This is a genomic window from Paenibacillus sp. FSL K6-1230, from assembly GCF_038002385.1.
Lineage (GTDB): Bacteria > Bacillota > Bacilli > Paenibacillales > Paenibacillaceae > Paenibacillus > Paenibacillus massiliensis.
Genome location: NZ_JBBOCK010000001.1, coordinates 4,651,272 through 4,675,366, shown reverse-complemented (window position 1 = coordinate 4,675,366; position 24,095 = coordinate 4,651,272). Strand labels below are relative to the sequence as shown.

At 49.7% G+C, this 24,095-nt stretch carries 18 protein-coding genes and 2 riboswitches; of the genes, 14 read left to right on the top strand and 4 right to left on the bottom strand.

Features of this window, described 5'->3' with window-relative positions; genetic code table 11:
- Nucleotides 1-242: 242 nt before the first annotated feature.
- Nucleotides 243-1,103, bottom strand: coding sequence for an AraC family transcriptional regulator (locus MKX74_RS20475; RefSeq protein ID WP_341179657.1), 861 nt, complete (start codon nt 1,101-1,103; stop codon nt 243-245).
- A 389-nt stretch (nt 1,104-1,492) separates the two neighbouring features.
- Between MKX74_RS20475 and galE the strand changes: the two genes are divergently transcribed.
- From galE to ptsP, 9 genes are all read left to right on the top strand, one after another.
- Nucleotides 1,493-2,479, top strand: a complete 987-nt coding sequence (gene galE / locus MKX74_RS20470) for a UDP-glucose 4-epimerase GalE (protein ID WP_028590016.1) — start codon at nt 1,493-1,495, stop codon at nt 2,477-2,479.
- Between the two features lie 29 nt (nt 2,480-2,508).
- Nucleotides 2,509-4,116, top strand: coding sequence for a UDP-glucose--hexose-1-phosphate uridylyltransferase (locus MKX74_RS20465; protein ID WP_341179656.1), 1,608 nt, complete (start codon nt 2,509-2,511; stop codon nt 4,114-4,116).
- Between the two features lie 341 nt (nt 4,117-4,457).
- Nucleotides 4,458-5,621: an iron-containing alcohol dehydrogenase gene (locus tag MKX74_RS20460; RefSeq protein WP_341179655.1), complete on the top strand. Its 1,164-nt coding sequence runs from the start codon at nt 4,458-4,460 to the stop codon at nt 5,619-5,621.
- Between the two features lie 364 nt (nt 5,622-5,985).
- Complete coding sequence (locus MKX74_RS20455; protein ID WP_341180624.1) at nt 5,986-6,504, top strand: protease; 519 nt, start codon at nt 5,986-5,988, stop codon at nt 6,502-6,504.
- A 48-nt stretch (nt 6,505-6,552) separates the two neighbouring features.
- A complete protein-coding gene (locus MKX74_RS20450) occupies nt 6,553-8,115 on the top strand; it encodes a flotillin family protein (RefSeq protein WP_051091127.1) in 1,563 nt (520 codons plus the stop codon).
- Between the two features lie 212 nt (nt 8,116-8,327).
- Nucleotides 8,328-9,185, top strand: coding sequence for a glucose PTS transporter transcription antiterminator GlcT (gene glcT / locus MKX74_RS20445; protein WP_025681320.1), 858 nt, complete (start codon nt 8,328-8,330; stop codon nt 9,183-9,185).
- Between the two features lie 277 nt (nt 9,186-9,462).
- The gene (locus tag MKX74_RS20440; RefSeq protein ID WP_341179654.1) at nt 9,463-10,287 is read left to right on the top strand and encodes a glucose PTS transporter subunit IIA; all 825 of its coding nucleotides are present in this window, start codon (nt 9,463-9,465) and stop codon (nt 10,285-10,287) included.
- A 166-nt stretch (nt 10,288-10,453) separates the two neighbouring features.
- The gene (locus tag MKX74_RS20435) at nt 10,454-10,729 is read left to right on the top strand and encodes an HPr family phosphocarrier protein (RefSeq protein ID WP_025681322.1); all 276 of its coding nucleotides are present in this window, start codon (nt 10,454-10,456) and stop codon (nt 10,727-10,729) included.
- Nucleotides 10,722-12,434: a phosphoenolpyruvate--protein phosphotransferase gene (gene ptsP, locus MKX74_RS20430; RefSeq protein WP_341179653.1), complete on the top strand. Its 1,713-nt coding sequence runs from the start codon at nt 10,722-10,724 to the stop codon at nt 12,432-12,434. The genes MKX74_RS20435 and ptsP overlap by 8 nt, the downstream gene beginning before the upstream one ends.
- 296 nt (nt 12,435-12,730) lie before the next feature.
- On the opposite strand, the gene gcvPB is transcribed toward ptsP, so the two are convergent.
- Genes gcvPB through gcvT form a run of 3 tightly spaced genes read right to left on the bottom strand, consistent with a single transcriptional unit; the run spans nt 12,731 to nt 16,689 of the window.
- The gene (gene gcvPB, locus MKX74_RS20425; protein ID WP_341179652.1) at nt 12,731-14,197 is read right to left on the bottom strand and encodes an aminomethyl-transferring glycine dehydrogenase subunit GcvPB; all 1,467 of its coding nucleotides are present in this window, start codon (nt 14,195-14,197) and stop codon (nt 12,731-12,733) included.
- On the bottom strand, nt 14,194-15,549 hold the full coding sequence (gene gcvPA / locus MKX74_RS20420; RefSeq protein ID WP_341179651.1) for an aminomethyl-transferring glycine dehydrogenase subunit GcvPA: 1,356 nt from the start codon (nt 15,547-15,549) through the stop codon (nt 14,194-14,196). The genes gcvPB and gcvPA overlap by 4 nt, the downstream gene beginning before the upstream one ends.
- A 39-nt stretch (nt 15,550-15,588) precedes the next feature.
- Nucleotides 15,589-16,689, bottom strand: a complete 1,101-nt coding sequence (gcvT, locus tag MKX74_RS20415) for a glycine cleavage system aminomethyltransferase GcvT (RefSeq protein ID WP_341179650.1) — start codon at nt 16,687-16,689, stop codon at nt 15,589-15,591.
- A gap of 133 nt (nt 16,690-16,822) precedes the next feature.
- Nucleotides 16,823-16,907: riboswitch (glycine riboswitch) on the bottom strand.
- Between the two features lie 3 nt (nt 16,908-16,910).
- Nucleotides 16,911-17,071: riboswitch (glycine riboswitch) on the bottom strand.
- Nucleotides 17,072-17,436: 365 nt separating this feature from the next.
- Here gcvT and gcvH point away from each other — a divergent pair.
- The 5 genes from gcvH (at nt 17,437) to MKX74_RS20390 (ending at nt 23,730) form a co-directional block, all read left to right on the top strand.
- Nucleotides 17,437-17,829 (top strand): glycine cleavage system protein GcvH, encoded by a 393-nt coding sequence (gcvH, locus tag MKX74_RS20410; protein WP_025681325.1) that lies wholly within the window; start codon nt 17,437-17,439, stop codon nt 17,827-17,829.
- Nucleotides 17,830-18,599: 770 nt separating this feature from the next.
- Entirely contained in the window at nt 18,600-20,063 is a 1,464-nt protein-coding gene (locus MKX74_RS20405; protein ID WP_341179649.1) for a PTS mannitol transporter subunit IICB, read from the top strand.
- A gap of 9 nt (nt 20,064-20,072) precedes the next feature.
- Nucleotides 20,073-22,151 carry a BglG family transcription antiterminator gene (locus MKX74_RS20400; RefSeq protein ID WP_341179648.1) on the top strand — a complete coding sequence of 693 codons (2,079 nt, stop codon included), beginning with the start codon at nt 20,073-20,075 and terminating at the stop codon, nt 22,149-22,151.
- Nucleotides 22,148-22,582 carry a PTS sugar transporter subunit IIA gene (locus MKX74_RS20395; RefSeq protein ID WP_341179647.1) on the top strand — a complete coding sequence of 145 codons (435 nt, stop codon included), beginning with the start codon at nt 22,148-22,150 and terminating at the stop codon, nt 22,580-22,582. Before MKX74_RS20400 ends, MKX74_RS20395 begins: the two co-directional genes overlap by 4 nt.
- On the top strand, nt 22,579-23,730 hold the full coding sequence (locus MKX74_RS20390; RefSeq protein ID WP_341179646.1) for a mannitol-1-phosphate 5-dehydrogenase: 1,152 nt from the start codon (nt 22,579-22,581) through the stop codon (nt 23,728-23,730). Before MKX74_RS20395 ends, MKX74_RS20390 begins: the two co-directional genes overlap by 4 nt.
- The last annotated feature ends 365 nt before the right edge of the window (nt 23,731-24,095 follow it).

The following is a 24,095-nucleotide window of genomic DNA, read 5'->3' as shown; positions in this document are numbered from 1 at the left end:
TAGAAGTGGTAAGCTCTAAGCGTACCTGTTACAACGTAGTCACGAGTTCGTGATCGACACTACAATCGTTATGGCTACTAGAGTTCGAGTTACTCTAGACCTAATCACTTAATCACTTTCATTAGAGCCACTATAGATGAATAGCAGAGTCATTATAGATGAATAGCTCAATTAGCCCGCTTGGATGTCCAAGCGGGCCAGCTTTATGTATTCGTAGCGTGGCCCCAGCTCAGCTCGCACACTCAGGAGGAGCCTGCAAGAATCGAGCGCCGATATTCGCTCGGCGATTGCCCATACAGTCTGCTGAATTGTCTGGAGAAATATAGGGCATCCTGCATTCCAACGGAGGCCGCTACTTGTTCGATGGAGAGTCCGGGCCGTTCCCGGAGCAGCTGCCGGGATTTGTCTATACGAAGCTTCAGCAGATAAGTCACTGGCGATACGCCCGTTTCCTGCTTGAATATGCGGGATAGATAAGCACGGTTGTATCCCAGGCCTGTAGCCATATCCTCAATCGACACGGGATGGGCATATTGGGTACCCATGTATTGAATCATCTGCCGGACTGTAGAGCGAAGGTGTGATTCAGGTCCTGCTAACGGCAGCTCCTCGGCCAAGTGGTCCATGGCTTCCGCCATGATTAAATGAAGATACCCGATCGCTGCGGGATGCGAGCTGCTCTTGCGCGTGTTGAAGCCCTGCTGCATGCTCTTAATCCATTCAGGAATACAGCTATGTTCGGCAGCCCGGAATACAGTCGCTCCAGTGGTAAAGCCTGCTTGATGAACCAAGGCGTGAGAGGCGCTGCCCGTGAAGGCTGCCCATCTGTATTTCCAAGGCTCCTCCTGATTGGAAGCGTAGCTGACGAGCTGCTCAGGATGGATCAGGAAGCAGTCGTGAGTCTGCAAGGAATAGCTTTGCTGCTCTGTGCGAAATACCCCTTGACCGGATTCAACGAAATGAAGCAGATAATAATCGTAGAGCTTGGGACCGAGCGAGTGCCCAGGATGGGTCTGGCTCTCCCCGGCAAATAGCACATGGAGTCTGCTCTGATCATAATAGACCGGGTTAGAGGCTATAGCGTACGAGTAATCTGCGGACATGGGCGGGTACCACTCCTTGCTTTTACATGTTCATAAAATGGAGTTGAAGCTGTGGGTCGCAATTCTCTTGAATTGTGTGTGTACGCTTCATGTTGTAGTATAAACTGTGAAGTCACATTTATCCATATGGATAACACATCAATACATTACATATCGTCTGTGTGTTCTATATACTGATCAGTGTAAGGGGCATGCCCGAAGTAACATTCTGAATGATAGCCGAGGCTTGGATTCATCAATGAAATGATCTTTTTAGCATGGCATTCATCACATGTCATGTATGGTACACTGGAGCGCAAGTGCTCATCCTTTGTTGCCGTTGTTGTTTTGAAACAAACTCTTATACATGTGATATTCATGCAGTAACTAATAGAAAGGGGATTTGTAAAATGGCTATTTTGGTAACTGGTGGAGCGGGTTATATTGGTTCTCATACGGTGGCAGCATTGCTTGAGAAGGGTGAAGAGGTTGTAGTCGTTGATAATCTGCAGACAGGACACAAGGAATCGCTTCTTGGTGGTAAGCTGTATGAAGGCGATCTGCGTGACAAGGAGCTCCTGACGACTGTGTTTGCGGAGAATCAGATTGATGCGGTTATTCACTTTGCAGCAAATTCCCTGGTAGGCGAAAGTATGAAGGACCCAGCTAAATACTATGATAATAACGTATTTGGCACATTGTGCCTGCTGGAAGCAATGAGTGCAGCCAAGGTATCCAGAATTGTCTTCTCCTCTACAGCAGCTACCTATGGTGAGCCGGAAAAGGTACCTATTGAAGAGACTGACCGTACGGAGCCTACCAACGTTTATGGCGAGACCAAGCTGATGATGGAGCGCATGATGTCCTGGTTCGACAAAGTGCTGGGCATTAAATATGTATCCCTGCGCTACTTCAATGCGGCAGGCGCTCATGTGAGCGGCAAGATCGGCGAGGACCACCGTCCTGAGAGTCATCTGATTCCATTGGTACTGCAGACAGCCTTGAAGCAGCGTCCACATATCTCTGTCTTCGGTGATGACTACCCCACACCGGATGGAACATGTATTCGTGACTACATCCACGTGAGTGATCTGGCTGATGCACATTTGCGCGCAGTCGGTTATCTGCGCGAGGGCAACGACAGCAATGTATTTAACCTCGGTAACGGTCAAGGCTTCTCCGTCAAGGAAGTGATTGAGACTGCGAAGCAGGTGACTGGCCTTGATATTCCAGTAGTCATGGAGGCGCGTCGTGCAGGTGATCCTGCGATTCTGGTTGCTTCCTCGAATAAAGCACGGACCGTGCTCGGCTGGAATCCTAGCCGCACCGAGCTTGCTGATATTATCAGCGGAGCCTGGAGCTGGCATCAGTCCCATCCTGACGGCTACGGCGAGTAATATACCGCAAGAATCAAAGGAGGCCCATCATGGCGAAGGGAACACAAGCATCACCAGACACGGAGCTTACTGCCGGAGCGCAAAGCGCGCTTCAGGCTATTGATAGACTGACAGGCTTTGCTCTGAAGCAAGGACTGATTGAAGAGACGGATTACGATTATAGCCGTAATCTGCTGCTGGAGCAGTTTGGCTTCTCCGAGCCTTATGCTGGTCATGAGGAACTAGATATCCCGGACAGTCCGCAGTCGATGCTGGATGTATTGATTGATTATGGTTACGAGCTGGGGTTAATTCCTGAGAATACAGATACGTATCGTGATTTGCTGGATGCGAAGATTATGGGCCAATTGATGGCTCGTCCATCGGATGTCATTCGTGCCTTTAGACAGACACAGACAGAGCAGGGGATTGAGGCGGCAACGAATCAATTTTACAAGCTATCCATTGACTCCAACTATATCCGCATGGACCGGGTCAATAAGAATGTATATTGGAAGCAGCCTACGGATTACGGAGACATGGAGATTACCATCAATCTCTCGAAGCCGGAGAAGAGCCCGAAGGAGATTGCCATGGCGAAGCTGCTTCCGCCTCCTGTCTATCCTAAATGTCAGCTCTGCCGGGAGAATGTGGGTTATGCAGGTCGCGTGAATCACCCTGCCCGTCAGAATCTGCGCGTCATTCCACTTAAGCTGATCGAGGAGCCGTGGTTGTTCCAGTACTCTCCATATGTGTACTACAACGAGCACTGTATCATTTTCCATCATGATCATGTGCCAATGAAGCTTACAAAGGATACGCTGCGCCGTCTGCTGGCGTTCACGACGGACTTCCCGCATTACTTTATCGGCTCGAATGCAGACCTGCCGATTGTAGGTGGCTCGATCTTGACGCATGACCATTTCCAGGGGGGCAAGCATACCTTCCCGATTCAGCTGGCTCAGCGTGAAGCCGTATATCGCAGTGACGCATTCCCTGAGGTGCAGGCCGCAACGGTTAAATGGCCAATGTCGGTCGTTCGTCTAAGCTCTAACAATCCTGAGCAGCTGTTAGAGGCAGGTAATGCGCTCTATGAAGCGTGGAAGCAATACAGCGATGCTGAAGTAGATATTCTGTCCTTCTCCGATGAGAATGGTGAGCAAGTGCCGCACAATACGGTCACACCAATTGTACGCCGTGGTGAGAATGGTGAATATGAAATGGATCTGGTGCTGCGTAACAACCGTACCAATGAGCAGTATCCGGAAGGGATCTTCCACCCTCATCGTGAGATGCACCATCTGAAGAAAGAAAACATTGGACTGATCGAGGTCATGGGTCTTGCGATCCTGCCGGGCCGTCTTAAGGAAGAACTGGATGGCATTGCAGACTTGTTGGGCAGCAGTGCTCCGCTGGAGCCGGCAATTCAGGAGGATGAGACCCATCCGCTCAACAAGCATGCCGAGTGGATCGGGTCACTGATTGAACGTCATGGTAGCAGCCTTGATAAGGATCAGGCTGTTGAGATCATCCAGAATGAGGTTGGGCTGAAGTTCAGCGAAATTCTGGAGCATGCGGGCGTATTCAAACGGGATGCTCAGGGTCAGAAGGCCTTTGCAGCCTTCCTGAATAGCCTTGGATACCGCGAGCAAGTGTGATTGTCTGATGTGATAATTGGTAATCCATATATCAAGTTATACACGAAGGGCAAGCTTTGCTGCAGAAGCAGTGAGCTTGCTCTTTGTGTTGTTCATTTATACAGTGCAATCTATTGAATATTCCTGATTGCTGTACTTCTAAAAAAGCATACCAATACTTCGTCATTAAATCGTGCGCAATATACTGAGATTTGTTATTTTGTGTCTAAAAGCGTTATAATGTAGGAGTGCGTGGCATGAACGCTGGTTAAGAACAAACCAAGAAGTAGAACCAAGAAGTAGAACCAAGAAGTAGAACCAAGAAGTGAAATTAAGAAATGAATCGGAGGCGAACATCCACGATGAGAGCATTTGAATTCCATAATCCTACTCGTCTTATTTTTGGTCAAGGCAAGCTTGAAGTATTAACTCGGGAAATTCCAAAGTACGGTAAGCGCGTACTGCTGGTCTACGGTGGTGGTAGCATCAAGCGCAGCGGTCTCTATGAAGAAGTCATTGGCTTCCTCAAGCAAGCTGAGGTGGAAATTACAGAGCTCGCAGGTGTCGAGCCCAATCCGCGTCTGGCTACGGTACATAAGGGTGTCGAGCTGTGCAAGCAGCATGACGTTGACTTCATCCTTGCTGTAGGTGGAGGCAGTGTGCTGGATTGTACGAAGGCAATCGCGGTTGGTGCGAAGTATGATGGCGATATGTGGGATTTCGTTGAGCGTAAGGCTGTACCGACGGCAGCACTTCCATACGGAACTGTGCTGACGATGGCCGCAACGGGTTCTGAGATGAACTCAGGTTCAGTGATCACTAACGAAGTTACTCAGGAGAAGCTAGGTTGGGGTAGCCCACTGGTATACCCTGCGTTCTCTATTTTGGATCCGACGTACACCTTCTCTTTGCCTAGAGATCAGACAGTATACGGTATGGTGGACATGATGTCACACGTCCTTGAGCACTACTTCCACTTGGATACGAACACCCCGGTACAATTGGGTTGGTGTGAGACCATTCTGCGTGCTGTTATTGAGGCAGCGCCGAAGCTGGTAGATGATCTCGACAATTACGAGCTGCGTGAGACGGTTATGTTCTGTGGTACCATGGCACTGAACGGATTCCTGAATATGGGGCTGGCTGGTGACTGGGCAACGCACAATATTGAGCATGCTGTATCTGCTGTGTACGACATTCCGCATGGTGGTGGTCTGGCCATTCTGTTCCCGAACTGGATGAAGCACAATATCGACGTGAAGCCTGAGCGTTTCGCACGTATGGCTGTTCAAGTGTTCAATGTGAATGCTGAGGGCAAATCTGAGCGTCAGGTAGCTGAAGAAGGCATTGAAGCGCTGCGCAGCTTCTGGAGCTCGATTGGTGCGCCAAGTCGTCTGGCAGACTACGATATTACGGACAAGGACATTGAACTGATGGCAGACAAAGCGATGCGCTTTGGACCATTCGGCAACTTCAAGAAACTGCAGCGTGAGGATGTAGTCAGCATCTATCAAGCTTCGTTGTAGTATACTTACACTTCATATTTACAATGCGTACTGTGTTCTACTACTCGCCCAATGGCAGCTGGAACGAGTAGCAGCTTAACAAAGTAGCCTTGTAGGAACTGGCGGTCTTGGATAAGACTGCCGGTTTTTTTGTCGTTCATTGAGAAGGTAGAGTGGATATGAGTCGTAAAGTCATAGACGTAATATTACATTTTAGGTAAGATATATAGATGATGAAGCGACAGAATGAGTATTTCATATTCAGGGATTCAGAGGATTAGCTGGGTAATAATTCGAACTTTAGGAAAATATCTGAAACTTAGCATTGGCAACATACGTATGTATTGATATAAGATCAGCGACGGACAAAGGAGGTCTGGTTATGCTGGAAACGGTCTTCTGGGGATTCTTGATCGGCGGAGCGCTCTTTACAATTGTAAGTGTATTGATTGGCGATGTGCTAGGTAGCTGGCTTGATGGCGTATTCGATCTGGCTGGTATTGATTGGCTCAATCCTGTAGTACTGGCAGGAGCGGCTACGACATTTGGCGGAGCCGGTATTTTACTAAGCAAATACACGAACCTGGGGAGTACAGCCGTCTTGGTTGCAGCCCTGTTGATTGCTTTCCTGGTTGCTGTGGTGGTGTTCCTTGCATTTGTGAAGCCCATGATGAACAGTGAAGTATCTACTGGCTTTTCCATGAAGGAGCTGGGCGGGAAGATTGGAGAGATTACGATTCCTGTGCCCGCCAAGGGCTTCGGAGAGGTCATGGTGAAGCTGGGGGCGGCAAATACGATTCATACAGCATCAAGCTTCGAGCATAAGCCGCTTGCTGCAGGTACCCGCGTAGTGGTCATAGAAGTCACTGATGGTGTGTTGGTAGTCTCTGATCTTAATGTGTAAGACGAATACATAGGGGAGAGGATGAAGAACATGCAGGATTTGATTAACATGGATGTAATACTTATTCCCGGTATTGTAGTAGCTGTGATTGTGGTTATGGGTATTGCGTTCTGGGCCCGTTATAAGACGGTTGGCCCGGATGAGGCGATGATCGTAACGGGGTCCTTTCTGGGAAACAAGAATATCTCTGAGGACGATTCGGGTCGGAAAATCAAGATTGTGCGTGGTGGCGGTGCGTTCATTTGGCCAATCTTTCAGCAATCCGAATTCATTTCCTTGCTGTCACACAAGCTCGATGTGACGACTCCTGAAGTATATACGGAGCAAGGGGTTCCTGTTATTGCAGACGGAGTTGCTATTATCAAGGTGGGCAGTTCCATAGAGGATGTGGCTACTGCTGCTGAACAGTTCATCGGCAAGCCGCTTGAGGCGCTGAGAAGCGAAGCTCAGGAAGTGCTTGAAGGTCATCTGCGTGCGATATTGGGTACGATGACTGTAGAAGAGGTATATCGTAATCGTGATCGGTTTGCCCAAGAGGTACAGGGCGTCGCTGCACGTGATTTGAAGAAAATGGGACTGCAAATTGTCTCGTTCACAATCAAGGATGTACGTGATAAGCATGGCTACCTGGATGCGCTCGGTAAACCGCGGATTGCAGCAGTCAAACGTGATGCAGAGATTGCAGAAGCTGAGGCTGTTCGGGATGCGCGTATTCAGAAGGCGCGGGCTGAGCAAGAGGGTCAAAAGGCTGAGCTGTTGCGGGATACCAACATTGCTGAGGCTGAGAAGGATAAGGAACTGAAGGTCGCTGCGTTTAAGAAGGATCAGGATACGGCGAAGGCCGAAGCGGATCAGGCCTATCATATTCAAGAGGCGCGTGCCAAGCAGACCGTGGTCGAGGAGCAAATGAAGGTCGAGCTCGTGCGCAAGGAGCGGGAGATCGACATTCAGGGCAAGGAAATTCAAGTGCGCGAGAAGCAGTATGATGCTGAGGTGAAGAAGAAGGCTGAAGCAGACCGTTACGCGGTCGAGCAAGCTGCCGAAGCGGATAAGGCGCGTAAAATGCGGGAAGCTGATGCGGTACAGTACTCCATTGAGACACAAGCCAAGGCTACAGCCGAGCAAAAACGGCTCGAAGGTCAGGCGGTCGCGGATGCTGAGCTTGCCAAAGGTACTGCTGATGCGGAAGTTATCCGACTGCGTGGTCTGGCTGAAGCCGAAGCGAAGGAAAAGCTTGCCGAGGCCTTCCAGAAGTTCGGAGAGGCTGCCGTGCTCGATATCATTGTCAAAATGCTGCCTGAACTGGCTGGCAAAATTGCAGAGCCAATCGCCTCTATTGAGAAGCTGACCGTCGTTGATACAGGCAAGGGAGATGGCGCTGGAGCTGCCAGAGTGAGCAATTATGTTACGGAACTGATGTCCACGGCCCCAGAGATGCTGAAGAGCGTATCCGGAATTGATGTGGAGAGTCTGATCCATGGACTTACCAAAGGTAAAACGGGTACACCTGCATTCACGGTGCCGACTGATGGAGCAGCATCGACGGTAACAGCAGTGCCTGCTACCGAGCAAGCTCCGTCAGAGTCAGGGAAGCGTCGAATTGAAGAGTAGTCTTAGTCGGTCTAAGGACTAATTCATAATTTGATATGAATTTGGCGACAGCCCCCTGCAAAGGACTTTCCTTCTGCCAGGCGGGCTGTCCGTTGTTCCTGACGTAATCAGGGGCCTGCGAGATGTACCTCTATTGACCTCTACTGAAAATTTTGTTACCTTAAGCGAGACACCCTGTAAGTGCGAGAGTTGGAGCAAAAGAGGTGCGGATGGTGAGCAGCCTACAAGTGGTCAAGGTATTAAACAACAATGTTATTATTGGCGTGCGTCCTGATAATCAGGAGGTCGTCGTTATCGGGAAGGGAATTGGCTTCAATCGAAAGTCCAATGACCATATATCGTTGGAATCGGTGGAGAAGATGTTCATTCTCACCAACCAAGAGGAACAGGAGCAGTACAAGCAGCTTATTCCTCAGGTCGACGAGCGACTGATTGAGATCATCGGTGAGGTTATTCACCATATCGAAGGTCAGGTTCGCGTGCCTTTGAATGAACATATTCATATTGCCATTACGGATCATATTGCATTCGCCTTGAAGCGCAAGGAGCAGGGTATCATTATTCATAATCCCTTTCTATACGAGACCAGAGAGATCTATCCCGAGGAGTATCGAATGGCGGAATATGCAATTCATTTGATACGTGATCGTCTTGGAATCGATTTGGGACAGGATGAAATTGGCTTTGTAGCTTTGCATATATACAGTGCGATGACGAATCAACATATTTCTCAGGTGCGTGAGCATTCAGCGTTGATTACGGATCTAGTGACGATTGTAGAGGATGCATTGGAATATAATATTCCTGTTGATTCCTTGGATTACTCACGCCTGTTAACCCATCTGCGCTTCGTGATCGAGCGTGTCCGGCGTGGGGAAGCGGTGGAGCAAATGCACAAGCTGGATAAGCTGATGAGCTCGGAGTATCCTGAAATGTACACGCTTGCCTGGAAGCTGACGAAGATTATGGAGAAGCGGCTGGGATTGCCTGTATATGCTGCGGAAGTGAGCTATTTAACTATGCATTTACAGCGTTTACAACAGCGCAAGGAGCAAGAGTACTCTGGTTAAAGATCTCACCAAGCACAAGAGAGACATCGGGTTGCAAACTCTGAAGGCTTCGTGCTATAATTAGCCTTGTTCTTAGATTTATTGAATGTGCATGAATAATTGCATAACGATACGTGTTACTGATTCGATCAGGCATGAGTTGATTAAAGTATGATTGGATATAGCTATAATGGGAAAGATACATTCCAAAGGCTATAACTGTCACTTTGTTAACTGATGCCTTTTTTGCGCCGTTGTGCAACTGTTCTCGCAACACGACTAGGAGGAAAGCTCGTTGATGTTCCACAAGCGTTTCGGAAATTCACGGCCTCATATCCCGGAGAACTTATCCGAAGAAGCTATGGAAGCACTTCCGGGAGCATTGCTGGAAGCCTTTGGGGGACCGGCTAACATTGAGCATCTGGATTGCTGTATCACACGGCTGCGAGTTGAAGTCAAGGACGCATCTGTCGTACACTATGTTAAGCTGGAGGGACTGGGTGCTGCTGGCATCCAGATTATAGGGAACCATTTTCAGGTGGTGTACGGTCTTGTATCGGAGCTCCTGAAATCCCGTATGCAGGACATCATGGCTGGACGTCAGCCTGAGCCACTACAAGGACATTTGCATTCTATGCAGCAGGATCGGCAGCTTCTACATGAGATTGTCGTGATGCCCATGCAGGGTGAACTGCTGAACCTTGATCAAGTACCTGATCCTGTATTTTCCAACCGAATGACAGGGGATGGATTTGGGGTGATACCTCATAGTGGACTTGTCGTATCTCCGGTATATGGACGGATTGCTAACGTCTTTCCGACGCAGCATGCTGTTACCATCTTATCAGATGGTGGAAAAGAGGTACTCGTTCATATAGGTGTTGGTACCGTCAAGCTACGTGGTCAGGGCTTTGAGCTTCTCGTTGAGGAGGATGAGCTGGTGGCGGCAGGACAGCCGATTATCCAGTTCGATCTGGACGTTATTCGTGAGCAAGCAAGATCCAGCGTATCCTCTGTAATCTTCATGAATCTGCCGGAAGAGGTAGCCGTGATGCTGAACAAATCCGGTGAGCTTGTCGCTGGTGAGGAAGATATTGTTACGTTCACTTGGAAAACGCGTTAAGCGCGTTAAGTAGGTATTAAGTAGGTTAATAACATTGTGAAAACATGCCCGTTCGAGCAGAGCTCTTATAGAGCTGCTACTTTCGGCGGTGCAGTTTCTATATAAGGCCATTCATAGCCTAATGATTAACTCCATAATATATTTTAAAAAAGGCGGGAAGATGATTATGCAAAAAACATTCAAAATTACGGACGAAGACGGTATCCATGCACGCCCAGCAACAGCTCTGGTGAACACAGCTAACAAATTCAGTGGTGCTGAATCCTTTGCTGAAGCTAACGGCAAAAAAGTAACTCTGAAATCCATTCTGGGTGTATTGTCCCTTGGTCTTGAGCAAGGCGACACCATCAACATCATCTGTGAGGGCGCTGAAGCTGCAGCAGCTCTGCAAGCTTTGGAAGATGTAATGGTTAAGGAAGGGCTGGGCGAAGTTCATGCATAAGATTTCAGGGATTGCGGCCTCTGCAGGCATCGCAATTGCCAAGGCGTTTATCTTGGAGCACCCTGATTACTCTGTAGAGAAGCGCACAGTAACCGATGCACCGGCGGAGATCGCCAAGCTGGATGCTGCGCTGGCAGCATCCCGTACCGAACTGGAAGCGATCAAGGAGAAGACGCTGCAGGAGCTGGGCGAGAAGAAGGCTGAGATTTTCGCGTCTCACCTGCTTATTCTCGAAGATCCTGAGCTGATTGATCCGGTCAAAGCAAAAATTAGCGATGAGATGGTCAATGCAGAGCATGCACTCAATGAGACAGCTAACCAGTTCATCTCAATGTTTGAGAACATGAAGAGTGCATATCTGCAAGAGCGTGCCGCTGACATGCGTGACGTGACGAAGCGTGTGCTGAATCACCTGCTGGGCGTGAAGTTCATGAGCCCTGCCGAGATTCGTGAAGAGACAATTGTACTTGCTGAGGATCTGACTCCTTCGGATACAGCACAATTGAACCGCGAATTCGTCAAAGGCTTTGCTACCAATATCGGTGGCAGAACCTCTCACTCCGCAATCATGGCTCGCTCGCTGGAGATTCCAGCGGTTGTAGGGACGAAGAGCATCATGTCCGAAGCCAAGCATGGTGATGTGATCATCGTTGACGGCCTGGACGGAGATGTGTTCATTAATCCTTCGGATGAAGTGATTGCTGAATATCGTGCGAAGCAACAGGCTTATGATGTACAGCGTGATGAATGGCGTAAGCTGCGTGATCAACCAACCGTTACAACAGATGGTGTCCATGTGGAGCTTGCTGCGAACATTGGTACACCGAACGATGTAGCGGGGGTTATCGACAACGGTGGTGAGGCTGTTGGTCTGTATCGTACAGAATTCCTGTACATGGGCCGCGACAAGCTACCATCCGAGGATGTACAGTTCAATGCTTACAAGGCTGTACTTGAAAGAATGGAAGGCAAACCTGTAGTTGTGCGTACACTTGATATCGGTGGAGACAAGGAGCTTCCTTACCTGGATCTGCCGAAGGAAATGAACCCGTTCCTGGGCTTCCGTGCGGTACGTCTCTGCTTGGATCGTCAAGACATCTTCAGAACACAGCTGCGTGCATTGCTGCGTGCGAGCGTATACGGCAATCTGCGTGTCATGTTCCCGATGATTGCTACACTGGATGAATTCCGTGAAGCGAAGGCTCTGCTTCTTGAAGAGAAGGCTAAGCTGGTGGCTGAAGGAACTGAAGTATCTGAGGATATCCAGATCGGAATCATGGTCGAAATTCCTTCGACGGCTGTACTGGCAGACCAGTTCGCCAAAGAAGTGGACTTCTTCAGTATCGGTACCAACGATCTGATCCAATATACAATGGCTGCAGACCGTATGAACGAACGTGTCTCTTACCTGTATCAGCCATACAACCCGGCGATCCTTCGTCTGGTGAAAATGGTCATTGACGCAGCACATCGCGAAGGCAAATGGGCTGGTATGTGTGGCGAGATGGCAGGCGATGCTACAGCAATTCCATTGCTGGTGGGCCTCGGCCTTGACGAGTTCAGCATGAGTGCTACTTCCATTCTGCCTGCTCGCAGTCAGATCTCCAAGCTGTCTCGTGCAGAGATGGAGAAGCTGGCGGCAGAAGCGCTGAATATGCAGACAGCTGAGCAAGTCGTGAAGCTGGTACAAGGTATTCAAGCATAAGCTCGCTACTTGGCAAGCTTTAGCATCCGTTTTTTTTGAAAGGTCTGTAATTTTGTCTTTTTCCAACATCTAACCTTTCGCCGATAAGGCAGCCGGTATCCTAGGATACCGGCTTTTTTACGTTCACACCCAAAACATGAAAATAAAACATCCATCAACAGGCCCTTGATAGGCCTGCTGATGGATGAGGGAGAAGAACTCTGCAATGCTTGGGCATTGCAATGATAATAATTAGGGTTGTCGACAGACCTTTACGCTTGCAGCGCCTCTATGGTGGGATTTAAGCTGCCGAAGACCTAACTACACGCACAATTCAGTACAGGCTTCCGCGCAGCAGTAGTCTCGTCCAGACGGGTGACAGTCGTTGTATATGGAGCATTCAGCACGAGCTCAGGATTCTCCTCTGCTTCCTTGGCGATGTGAATCATCGTGTCAATGAACGCGTCTAGTGTCTCCTTGCTCTCTGTCTCGGTGGGTTCAATCATGATGCATTCCTCGACATTCAGCGGGAAGTATACGGTTGGCGGGTGATACCCAAAATCAAGCAATCGCTTCGCAACATCCAGAGTGCGGACGCCATATTGCTTGAGGCCTTTGCCAGACATGACGAACTCATGCTTGCAGATGCCTGGATAAGGAAGCTCGAAATAAGGAGCTAACCGATGCATCATATAATTGGCGTTCAGCACGGCGCATTCGGATACGTTGCGCAGACCAGATGGACCATAGGTACGAATGTAGGCATAGGCCCGTACTAGGATGCCAAAATTACCATAGTAGGCTTTGACACGTCCAATGGAGGAGTCTGCTTGTGTATCCCAACGATAGCTGCCCTGCTCATCCTTCACAACCAGTGGCTTGGGAAGGAAAGGGACGAGGAGTTGCTTTACACCTACCGGACCTGCACCGGGTCCACCTCCGCCGTGTGGTGTGCTCATCGTCTTGTGCAGGTTGAGGTGGACTACATCAAATCCCATGTCTCCAGGTCTAGTAATACCCATAATGGCATTGGAGTTGGCACCGTCGTAATAAAGCAGTCCACCTGCTTCATGTACAATGTCAGCAATGTCTGTTATCTGCGTCTCGAACAAGCCGAGTGTATTCGGATTGGTCAGCATCAGCGCCGCCGTATCTGTACCTACTGCCGTGCGGAGTGCATCAAGATCTACCAGTCCTTCGGCAGTAGACGGGATCGTCACCGTCTCGAAGCCCGCAACCGTAGCGCTGGCTGGATTGGTACCGTGCGACGAGTCCGGTACGATCACTTTGGTACGCTGCTCTCCCCGGCTCTCATGGTAGGCGCGAATCATCATCAGTCCCGTCCATTCTCCATGTGCTCCCGCAGCTGGCTGCAACGTCACCGCATCCATCCCAGTCAGACCAGCCAGATCCTGCTGGAGAGTGTAGAGGAGTTCCATAGCTCCCTGAATGCTCTCTTCAGGCTGGTACGGGTGAATCTTGGCTAGTCCTGCATAACGGGCGACATCCTCATTCACCTTCGGATTGTATTTCATCGTACAGGAGCCAAGCGGATAGAATCCGTTATCCACTCCGAAATTGCGGTGGGATAGCTCGGTATAATGCCGAATGACATCCACCTCAAATACCTCAGGCAACGCTGCGGGCTCGCTACGCAAGGCAAAATCAGGCAAAAGCTCAGCAACCGATTGCTGGGGGACATCACATTCCGGTAGGGAGTATGCGACACGGCCCGAACGGCTTCGTTCGAAAATAAGCGGCATATCTTGTTCAGGTCGGTTCATAACAATCCCTCCAACGTGCTAGCAAATTGGTCAATCTCTTCTTTGGTCCGCTGCTCTGTCACTGCAATCAGCATACAGTCTTTGTATTCCGCATAGGCTTTTCCGAGATCATACCCGCCGATGAAGCCAGCGGATAACAGACTGGACTGCAGCTTGGTCATGTCGGTGCCTTCTGGAAGTCGGATGCTAAATTCATTAAAGGTAGAAGAAGTAAAGGCAGGCTCAATGCCCGGGATTGAGGTCAAGCGTTCCAGTGCATATCTGCTCTTATGAAGATTCAGAGTTGCGACGTCCGCCATACCCTGTCTGCCCATTACGGACATATAGACGGAGGCAGAAAGAGCAAGCAGCGCCTGATTTGAGCAAATATTGGAGGTTGCCTTCTCCCGCCGAATATGCTGCTCTCTCGCCTGAAGGGTTAATACGAAGCCACGTTTGCCGTTGCGATCCGTAGTCTGGCCTACGATCCGCCCGGGAATTCGGCGCATATGCGCCTGGGAGACAGCGAAGTAACCGCATGTCGGTCCGCCGAGGGAGGTCGAGATACCCAGTGGCTGCGCATCTCCAACGACAATATCGGCACCAAGCTTGCCTGGAGCCTCCAGCAGTCCGAGTGATATCGGATTGGAGCTGACCACGAGCAGTCCCTTATACGTATGAATCAGATCAGCTATAGCACGTACATTCTCAACAGCTCCGAAGAAATTCGGATTTTGCACGAGTACAGCTGCGGTCTCCTCATTCACTGCTGCTGCAAGGGCCTCAGCATCCGTCACGCCATTCTTGCAGCCGACCTCCACGATGTCGAGATTCAGACCATGTGCATAGGTAGCCAGCACCTCACGTGCCTCGGGATGAATGGCACGCGAGACGACAAGACGCTTGCGCCGTGTGGCCCCGGCAGCCAGCGAGCCAGCTTCGGCCAACGCTGTGGCACCGTCGTACATACTGGCATTGGCCACAGCCATGCCTGTGAGCTCGCAGATGTAGGACTGGAACTCGAAAATCGCCTGTAGCTCACCTTGGCTGATTTCCGGTTGATAGGGGGTGTATGCTGTATAGAACTCAGAGCGGGAAATGATGTGATTGATAACAGATGGAATGTGATGCTCATAGATGCCTGCTCCAAGAAAGCTGATATGGGAATCTGTATGGGCATTTCGATCTGCCAGACCAGCCATGTGGCGAGTCAGTGCGCGTTCGTCCAGACGGGAGGAGACAGGTAGTTCTCCTCTGAACCGGATGTTTTCCGGAATATCTTTGAACAGATCCTCGATGTTCTCCGCCCCAACGGTGCGCAGCATCTCGGCCTGATCTTGCTCGGTCATCGGTAAATAACGGTGCGGTTTCATGCAGCAACAGGCTCCTTCCAGATTCACTTTGTAGTGGGATTAGTGGCTTCGCTTGTAGAATGGTGCAGGAACAACCTCGGCCTTGAGGAGCTTGCCGCGAATCTCAATCTCCAGCGGAGTGCCTACAGCTGTGTATCGACTATCAATGAGGGCCAATCCAAGGTTACGCTTCAACGTCGGGGATTGGGTTCCTGTAGTAATCTCGCCGATCTGTACTCCCTCAGCGAATACAGGATAGTGCGGACGAGGGATGCCGCGGTCAATCATCTCTACACCCACAAGCTTGCGTGGAACGCCGTTTTCCTTTTGTGCGAGCAGAGCGTCTCGCCCGACAAAGTCGCCTTTATCCCATTTCACAAAGTATCCTAGACCCGCCTCCAGTGGTGAAATGCTGGAAGACAGCTCCTGACCGTAGAGTGCCAGCTTGGCTTCAAAGCGCAGTGTATCCCGCGCCCCGAGACCTGCCGGTAACAGACCGTGAGACTCACCTGCTGTTAGCAATGCCTTCCAGACTCCCGGAGCCTCCTGAATGGGAAGATACAGCTCGAATCCGTCTTCACCTGTGTAGCCTGTTCGGGATACCAAGGCTTTATGTCCAGCTACCTCAACGTCCTCGGTGAAACGAAAGGACTGAAGACTGGCAGGCTCCAGTGTGCTGATGGAAGCAAGAATATCTGCAGCAGCTGGTCCCTGAAGCGCCAAGAGCGCGGTGTCATCGGAGACATTATGCATACTGACCTTTCCGGTAAGATGCTTTTGTAGCCATTCCCAGTCTTTGTCGATGTTGGAGGCATTCACAACCAGCATATAGCGTCCCTCTCCACGCTTGTAAATCAGCAGATCATCTACAACTCCGCCATCGGGATAGCAGAGCAGCGTATATTGGGCCTGACCGTTCTCTAGTCGGCTTACATCGTTGGTCGTCATCTGCTGAAGAAATTGCTCGGCATCTGCTCCCTCCACGGTGAACTCACCCATATGCGAGACATCGAACAGTCCAGCCTGTTGCCTTACCGCCTCATGTTCCTTCACAATTCCGCTGAATTGGACTGGTAGCTCCCAGCCTCCAAAATCAATACATCGTACACCTGGTAGCTCGCCATACAATGGGAACAGCGAGGTTTGCTTTAATTTGCCCATGGTCTGTCACCTCATCATCATGATTCGTACTACATTTCCTAAGCGTCTCATGTTGTTCCAGGTCATGCAAAAAAGGACAGCCCAAAAAATGCGCCACGGAGCCATACTGCTACCGTGATCCATCATTCTTTGGCTCTGTCCTTGATACCTGAGAGTTACCCCATGCGAGCACAGGTTTCCCCTTGGGTGACCCACCGTGTGGTGGATTCTCTCCAGAGTTGCGTCCGGTAAAGGTCCTTTTGCCTGAGAGATTCACAGACGGTGCTGCTTACTCCTTCGGCGCTACCTGTGGTCCTGCGACAATGGCTCAGCCTGACCTGATCGAAATACACTAGCTAATGCCAGATATTCGATCATTGATAATCTCTCCCTATACCTTCATCCGCATCGTTCGTCACGTTGTTATGATTTTGTGTATTGCTACAGGTTCGTGTATGCTGTACCTATATAACCATTAATACGCGATTCATAGATGTATGTCAACAAAATTATCATATTCTATGAAATTAATCACATTCATGGCTGATCCTTCCTGATCTTCGCGCCGAATCACTAGCGGGAGGACAAAGTTCTTTATAACTTCAGACATTTTTGTGAGCTATATTGACACCATATTCAACCTTGGCGTAATCTTATCGTGTAATAGCTGATACTGGATAATGAATGATAAATCGATGCTGCATGGATGAATTAAACGCTGCATAGACCTTGAAATGACCAACGATCATTAGGAAATGAGGATGAAGCATGAGCGAGGTAAGAGATAACTATCTGTACAGTGAAGAGCATGAATGGGTGCGCAAGACGGATGCAGGCACATTGCTCGTTGGCATCTCCGATTTTGCACAGCATCAATTGGGTGATATCGTGTTCGTTGAGCTACCTGAAGAAGGAAGCGTAGTTACTGCTGGGGAAGGCATTGGTACGATCGAATCTGTCAAGACGGTATCTGACTTGTTCGCACCTGTGAGTGGAACGATTGTGAAAGTGAATGGTGCCTTGGAGGCATCTCCTGAGCTGGTTAATTCCTCACCTTATGAGGAGGGCTGGATGATAGAGATTGAGTTGGATGATAGCGCGGAGGAGGCTTTAGCCAAGCTTCTGAGCCCTGAGGCCTATACAAGCCATGTAGCAGATTGAGGTTAACCACTATTCGCTTTCATGTAGTTTCATGAGAGTTGCTTGAGAAATATGCGACTTTGGAGAGCATGGATTAGCTTAAGTGACTATGTCCGATTTTGTTGGCTAGTGTCATATTAGGGTTACTTATATGTTATATTTAAGTCGTGTTTGAGTTGCCTAAGTATGATTATTGAGTCCTTATATCTATCCCTATAACAATAAGTCGCAATTTACAACTGCTTGAACCTTGCGCGTGTGAACCTTGCGGAAATCGTGTGATTGAGCTAGAACAAGCACTAATATTTTGACCAGATTAAATGTGAGTAAAGACCCGCTGCAAGCGGGACCCTGTCGACCACTAAACGCCATACCAAGCGTGCTGATTACCCTTCGAAGGAAGGTTGTCAGCACGCTTTTTTGCGATGTGCAAAATTTGTCGTTTGTCTCAAATGAGCTGCTTGTGAAAAGGGCATACTTTCAGTCAGATAGGTACTGCTCCCTACAGGCTGATATCCGGAAGTTATGCTCTTTGATTTTGAAAATGAAATCGGCTCAAGCTTAATCGATCCTTATGTATCAAGCTTTGTGCTCCAAATTTAAATGATGTCATCAAGGTTCATGACGACAGTTGGTTTTCATTTGATTGTAGAAGATACCGTTTTCATCTACCATGAATTTAAGAAGTTAAGCATTTAGCTTTTTATTTCATTCATCTGGCACGACGTAATACCTAGTTCAAAGGTCATGATGTTGGAGCACAGATTTTACTTTTTGAGGAGGGTATCAATATGAGTTCAGTGGACGCAAAGTCCCAAAAAAGCGGAGGCATCCGAGTAGGGGTACAGAAGTTCGGCCGTTTCTTGAGCGGTATGGTAATGCCGAATATGGGAGCCTTTATTGCCTGGGGTCTGATTACGGCCTTGTTCATCCCGACAGGATGGATTCCGAATGAGGAGCTTGGCAAGCTTGTAGGTCCAATGATTACTTACTTGCTCCCATTATTGATCGGTTACACCGGTGGTACCATGGTGCATGGTCAGCGTGGTGGTGTAGTCGGTGCAATCATGACCATGGGTGTCATTGTAGGGGCAGACATTCCAATGTTCCTCGGCGCAATGGCAGCTGGTCCATTTGGTGCTTGGGTCATCAAGCAATTTGATAAGGCTGTAGATGGGAAGATCAAGTCTGGTTTTGAGATGTTGGTTAACAACTTCTCGGCAGGTATTATTGGTGGTCTGCTGGCATTGGCAGCGCACGTAGCGATTGGGCCTGTCATTCAGGCCATCAGTCAGTTCTTGTCTGCGGGTGTAGCAATCCTGATGAATGCAGGGCTTCTGCCACTGGTCAATCTGTTGATCGAGCCAGGTAAGGTTCTGTTCCTTAACAACGCAATCAACCACGGTATTCTCACGCCACTGGCTACAGAGCAAGCAAGTCAGTTGGGTAAATCCGTGCTGTTTATGCTCGAATCCAATCCAGGTCCTGGTCTGGGAATTCTGCTGGCTTACTGCTTGTTTGGCCGCGGAACTGCGAAATCCTCAGCACCCGGTGCGGTTATCATCCACTTCTTCGGCGGGATTCATGAGATCTACTTCCCTTACATTCTGATGAAGCCGATCCTGATCATCGCTGCAATGGCTGGTGGTATCGCAGGTACAGCTACATTCATGATGACAGGTGCTGGTCTTGTAGCGGCCCCGTCTCCAGGTAGTATCTTCGCTTACTTCCTGATGACGCCAAAAGGCGGATATCTGCCAATGCTGGCTGGTGTAGCTGTAGCTGCAATCGTGTCCTTCCTAGTTGCAGCGGTTCTGCTGAAGACAGGTAAGCAAAAGGAAGAGGATCTGGAAGCAGCTTCTGCAAAAATGAAGGAAATGAAGAACCAAGGCAAATCCGACAATAAGATTGTTGCAAATGACAACAAAGAAGCAGATCGTGCAGCAGGCATCGCTGCTGACAACATGAAGGCCGAAGTGAACAAGATTGTGTTCTCCTGTGATGCAGGTATGGGCTCTAGTGCGATGGGTGCATCGATTTTGCGGAAAAAAATGAAAGAAGCTGGCGTCGATGTAGTCGTGACGAATACAGCGATCAGTGAGATTCCACAGGATGCGGATATCGTCATTACGCAGCAGACGCTGACAGATCGTGCGAAGACGGTTGCACCGAATGCTGAGCATATCTCGATTGATAACTTCTTGAAGAGCCCCGAGTATGAGGCACTGGTGGAGCGCCTCAAATCCGGTTCCTGATGAGAAGCGATGAATATAACCAAGAGACAACGTGAAATTCTGGAGTTCCTGCTGCAACAGACAAAAGAAGTAACGGCTGGAGATATTGCAGCCCGTATCAATGTCAGCACAAGAACAATTCTTCGAGAACTTAGCGCAGTCGAGAAAAAGCTCGTATCCCACGGGATCGAGCTCAAAAAGAAATCCGGGGTCGGTATCTATCTAGATGCCGATCCCTCGCGGCTTTCTCAGCTCAGGCAACAATTGTTCCAGGTGGAGTCTGTGGAGTGGACGCCGGAGGAGCGAAAGATCTATGCATTATGCGTGCTGCTGGACGATCCGGAGCCGATTAAGCTACTGTCAATCGCTTCGGACCTCAAGGTAACCGTGGTCACGGTCAGTCATGACCTGGATGAATTGCAGTCCTGGATCGAGAAGCGAGGGCTTACGCTTGTGCGCAGACGCGGATACGGAGTCGAGATTACAGGCAAAGAATCCGATATCCGGCGGGCCATGGCGGAGCTAGCTCTCGAGCATCTGGATGAATCGGATCTGTTCAGTCCAGACCAGATGGGGCAGGAATCTCCGGCGATGGAGAAGCTCATGGAGATCATCGGGCGCGAGCACCTTCTTACGGTAGAGAATGCACTATGGCAGCCGCATAGCCCGTGGCTCGACAGTATGGTCGAGAGCAAATATATGGAGCTGTTGATCCAGCTATCCGTCTCCATTGCCCGCATTCGAAAGGGCTGCCGGGTAGAGACACTGGAACTGAAGATCAAGCAGGAGCATGAGGCTGAAGAGGAACGAGTTCGTTCTGCAATGGTCGAACGCATGAGTACAGAGCTATCGGAGGCGCTGGGAGTGGAGCTGTCCGAGACGGAGCGAAAGTATTTCAAGCAGCTGTTCCGATTTGCAGAGAATGACTCGACGCGCTTGCTGCCGCTGGACGATCTGGAGGTGCTGGAGATCGTTGGAGAGCTGATCCGGCGCGTGGAGATATTGACGGATACGCATTACAGCGAAGACCGGCTACTGCGTGAGGGATTAATTGCCCATGCTGAACCAGTGATTAAACGCCTGAAGGAAGGGAATGCCATCCGCAATCCTCTCCTTCAACAGATCAGGCGGGATTATGAGGAGCTATTCGAGGCCGTGAAGGAAGCGGCTGTTGGAATGACAGATGTGCTGCTACCGGATGAGGAGATCGGATTTCTGGTCATGCATTTCGGTGCTTCGGCGGAGCGGCTGCGTCAGCTGCAAAGGGATGTAAGAGCAATTGTGGTATGCACAAGCGGTATTGGCTCATCGCGGCTGCTTGCGACTCGGCTGGGCAAGGAGCTGCCACAAATTCGCATTATTGACCGCGCTTCATGGTACGAGGCGGCCCGGATTCCTAAGGAGGACTACGATCTGATCATCTCAACCGTGGATCTTCCTCTGGAGCCAGACCGATATCTCAAGATCAGCCCGCTCCTCACGCAGGAGGAGAGCGATCGACTGCGACATTTTATACAGCATATTACGCTCAGTAAGGAAAATGGCAAGCCTAAGGCAGCAGCGGAGCCTACTCAAGGATTGGGATGGTTAATGGGGCTACGTGACAGTCTACAGGAAATCGTAAGAATCATTGAGGACTTTCAGATCTATCCGGTGGATAACCGGAACTTGGCGTTGAGGGAACTCATGCAACAGCTGTGTACCTCCGAGGTGGGGAGGGGAACCGTTCGTAATCCAGACGCTGTCGCAGAGCTTCTGCTGGAGCGTGAACGGCACGGAAGTCAGGTAATTCCTGATACGCCGTTAGCCCTCTTCCACACTCGAAGTCCGGATGTACAGCGGCCTACTCTTGCACTGTATCATCTGGAGGAGCCATTGCTGCTGGATGAGGCGCGTGATCCGGTTACGCAGATCTTGCTGATGCTGGGTCCGCGCGAGCTACCCAAGGAGAGCCTGGAGGTACTGAGCGAGATCAGCGCATTATTACTACAAGAAGAATTAATCATGCTGCTGGAGAAGGGAAGCCGGGAAGAGATCTCATCGTATTTATCTGATCGCCTGGCCGAATTCTTCCGCAGCAAACTAGAGACAGGGAGGACCATACTATGAGCATTATGACAACAGATAAGGTGAAAATGAACGCTACGGCGCCTGACAAATACGAGGCGATCCGCATGGCAGGACAGATCCTGCTTGATGCGGGACATATTTCGGCAGAGTACATCGACAAAATGCTGGAGCGTGAGGAGATTGTCTCCACTTATGTAGGCAACGGGCTTGCCATCCCTCACGGCACGAAGGAATCCAAGTCCTTCATTCATTCAACAGGTATTTCCATTATTCAATTTCCACAAGGCGTTGATTTTGGTGAAGAGAAAGCTTATATGGTGATCGGGATTGCCGCCCAAGGTGGAGAGCATATGGAGATTCTGACCGGAATTGCCGTTGTCTGCTCCGACGATGAGAATATGAACAAGCTGCGCTCTGCAAGTACACCGGAAGAGATCATTGCGCTCTTCGAGAGTGAGATGGAGCTATGAAGGCCGTCCATTTTGGTGCCGGTAATATCGGCCGTGGCTTCATTGGCCTGTTGCTGTCCCGAGCGGGCTATGAGGTCATCTTCTCAGACGTCAATGATACGCTTGTCTCTGCGCTTAGCAGTCGTCATGAATATACAGTGGAACTGGCTAATGATGCGAAGGATACAGAGCAAGTCACTAACGTAACAGCCATCAGTGGAAAGAATGCTCAGGATGTAGCTGCAGCGGTAGCTGGAGCAGACATCGTGACGACGGCGGTGGGCGTTAATATCCTCAAAGCGATTGCGCCTGGCATTGCCCAAGGCATCTCACAGCGCTTGAATGCTGGAGCGCAGCCACTGCACATTATCGCTTGCGAGAATGCGATTGGTGGCAGTCAGCAGCTGAAGGAGCATGTGTACGCCTTGCTGGATGAGGAGACACGCACCAAGGCTGAGGGTGTCATCTTCTTCCCGAATGCAGCGGTGGATCGGATTGTTCCGATTCAGCATCATGAGGACCCGCTATACGTGCAGGTTGAGCCTTTTTATGAGTGGGTGGTTGATCGTTCGCAAATGTCGCCAGACCATGCAGAGATTGGTGGCGTACATTATGTAGACAATCTGGAGCCTTACATTGAACGCAAGCTGTTCACCGTGAATACCGGGCATTGCGTAGCAGCCTATCTGGGCTATGCGGCAGGCTTCTCAACCATTCAGGAAGCCATCGCGGATGAACAGGTACTCGCGTCTGTGAAGGGTGCGCTGGAGGAGACTGGTGCGGTACTGGTGAAGCGATTTGGCTTGGATCAGGCAGAGCACGACAAGTATATCCTTAAAAATCTGGAGCGATTCCGTAACCCGAACTTGACCGATGAAGTATCGCGTGTCGGCCGTTCGCCACTACGCAAGCTGTCACCGAATGATCGTCTGGTGCGCCCTGCGCTTCAAGCTTATGAATACGGTATTCATCCGAAGCATCTCTTGCAAGGAATGGCAGCGGCCTGCATCTTCCAGAATGACGAGGACCCGGAAGTAGCAGAGCTGCAAGCAGTTATTCAGAACGAGGGTATTGCAGCCGCCATTACGCGCTACACAGGCATTGGTGCGGATCATCCTCTGCATCAGCAGATCGTGGCGGAATATGAGCAATTGAAGCGCACCAATTAATTTCAAATCGTTCAACGTCTGGTTAGGTTGTCAATACAGTGTATTCCTTTCCGTAAAATGAAAGGGCGAGATGACTTGACCAAATTATTCATCATAGCCGATCATGTCCAGTGATCGGTTTTTCTTTGCTTTTTCCTGGTAGTACCTTATTGAGTAGCTTCATCCAGAATCATGGATTGCATCAAAACTTTGAGATTATGAATCCACCGTCTTCTGGCTTTTGCCATTTCGGTTGTTTGGCGATATTTTTATCTTTTAGTGGCCATATCAAAATACACCCCCTAGGATTTCATCGGATAAACCAGAAGTTTATTCCAATTTCCATTCTAAGGGGTGCATTTTACATATGAATATCGGATTCAGGT

What these genes read in the sequence shown, in the direction of transcription:
- MKX74_RS20390 (WP_341179646.1), top strand. Translation starts at nt 22,579, where the DNA reads ATGAAGGCCGTCCATTTTGGTGCCGGTAATATCGGCCGTGGCTTCATT.
- MKX74_RS20405 (WP_341179649.1), top strand. Translation starts at nt 18,600, where the DNA reads ATGAGTTCAGTGGACGCAAAGTCCCAAAAAAGCGGAGGCATCCGAGTA.
- MKX74_RS20435 (WP_025681322.1), top strand. Translation starts at nt 10,454, where the DNA reads ATGCAAAAAACATTCAAAATTACGGACGAAGACGGTATCCATGCACGC.
- gcvT (WP_341179650.1), bottom strand. Translation starts at nt 16,689, where the DNA reads ATGGGCAAATTAAAGCAAACCTCGCTGTTCCCATTGTATGGCGAGCTA.
- MKX74_RS20400 (WP_341179648.1), top strand. Translation starts at nt 20,073, where the DNA reads ATGAATATAACCAAGAGACAACGTGAAATTCTGGAGTTCCTGCTGCAA.
- gcvPB (WP_341179652.1), bottom strand. Translation starts at nt 14,197, where the DNA reads ATGAACCGACCTGAACAAGATATGCCGCTTATTTTCGAACGAAGCCGT.
- gcvPA (WP_341179651.1), bottom strand. Translation starts at nt 15,549, where the DNA reads ATGAAACCGCACCGTTATTTACCGATGACCGAGCAAGATCAGGCCGAG.
- galE (WP_028590016.1), top strand. Translation starts at nt 1,493, where the DNA reads ATGGCTATTTTGGTAACTGGTGGAGCGGGTTATATTGGTTCTCATACG.
- MKX74_RS20450 (WP_051091127.1), top strand. Translation starts at nt 6,553, where the DNA reads ATGGATGTAATACTTATTCCCGGTATTGTAGTAGCTGTGATTGTGGTT.
- MKX74_RS20475 (WP_341179657.1), bottom strand. Translation starts at nt 1,103, where the DNA reads ATGTCCGCAGATTACTCGTACGCTATAGCCTCTAACCCGGTCTATTAT.
- MKX74_RS20460 (WP_341179655.1), top strand. Translation starts at nt 4,458, where the DNA reads ATGAGAGCATTTGAATTCCATAATCCTACTCGTCTTATTTTTGGTCAA.
- MKX74_RS20395 (WP_341179647.1), top strand. Translation starts at nt 22,148, where the DNA reads ATGAGCATTATGACAACAGATAAGGTGAAAATGAACGCTACGGCGCCT.
- gcvH (WP_025681325.1), top strand. Translation starts at nt 17,437, where the DNA reads ATGAGCGAGGTAAGAGATAACTATCTGTACAGTGAAGAGCATGAATGG.
- MKX74_RS20465 (WP_341179656.1), top strand. Translation starts at nt 2,509, where the DNA reads ATGGCGAAGGGAACACAAGCATCACCAGACACGGAGCTTACTGCCGGA.
- ptsP (WP_341179653.1), top strand. Translation starts at nt 10,722, where the DNA reads ATGCATAAGATTTCAGGGATTGCGGCCTCTGCAGGCATCGCAATTGCC.
- MKX74_RS20440 (WP_341179654.1), top strand. Translation starts at nt 9,463, where the DNA reads ATGTTCCACAAGCGTTTCGGAAATTCACGGCCTCATATCCCGGAGAAC.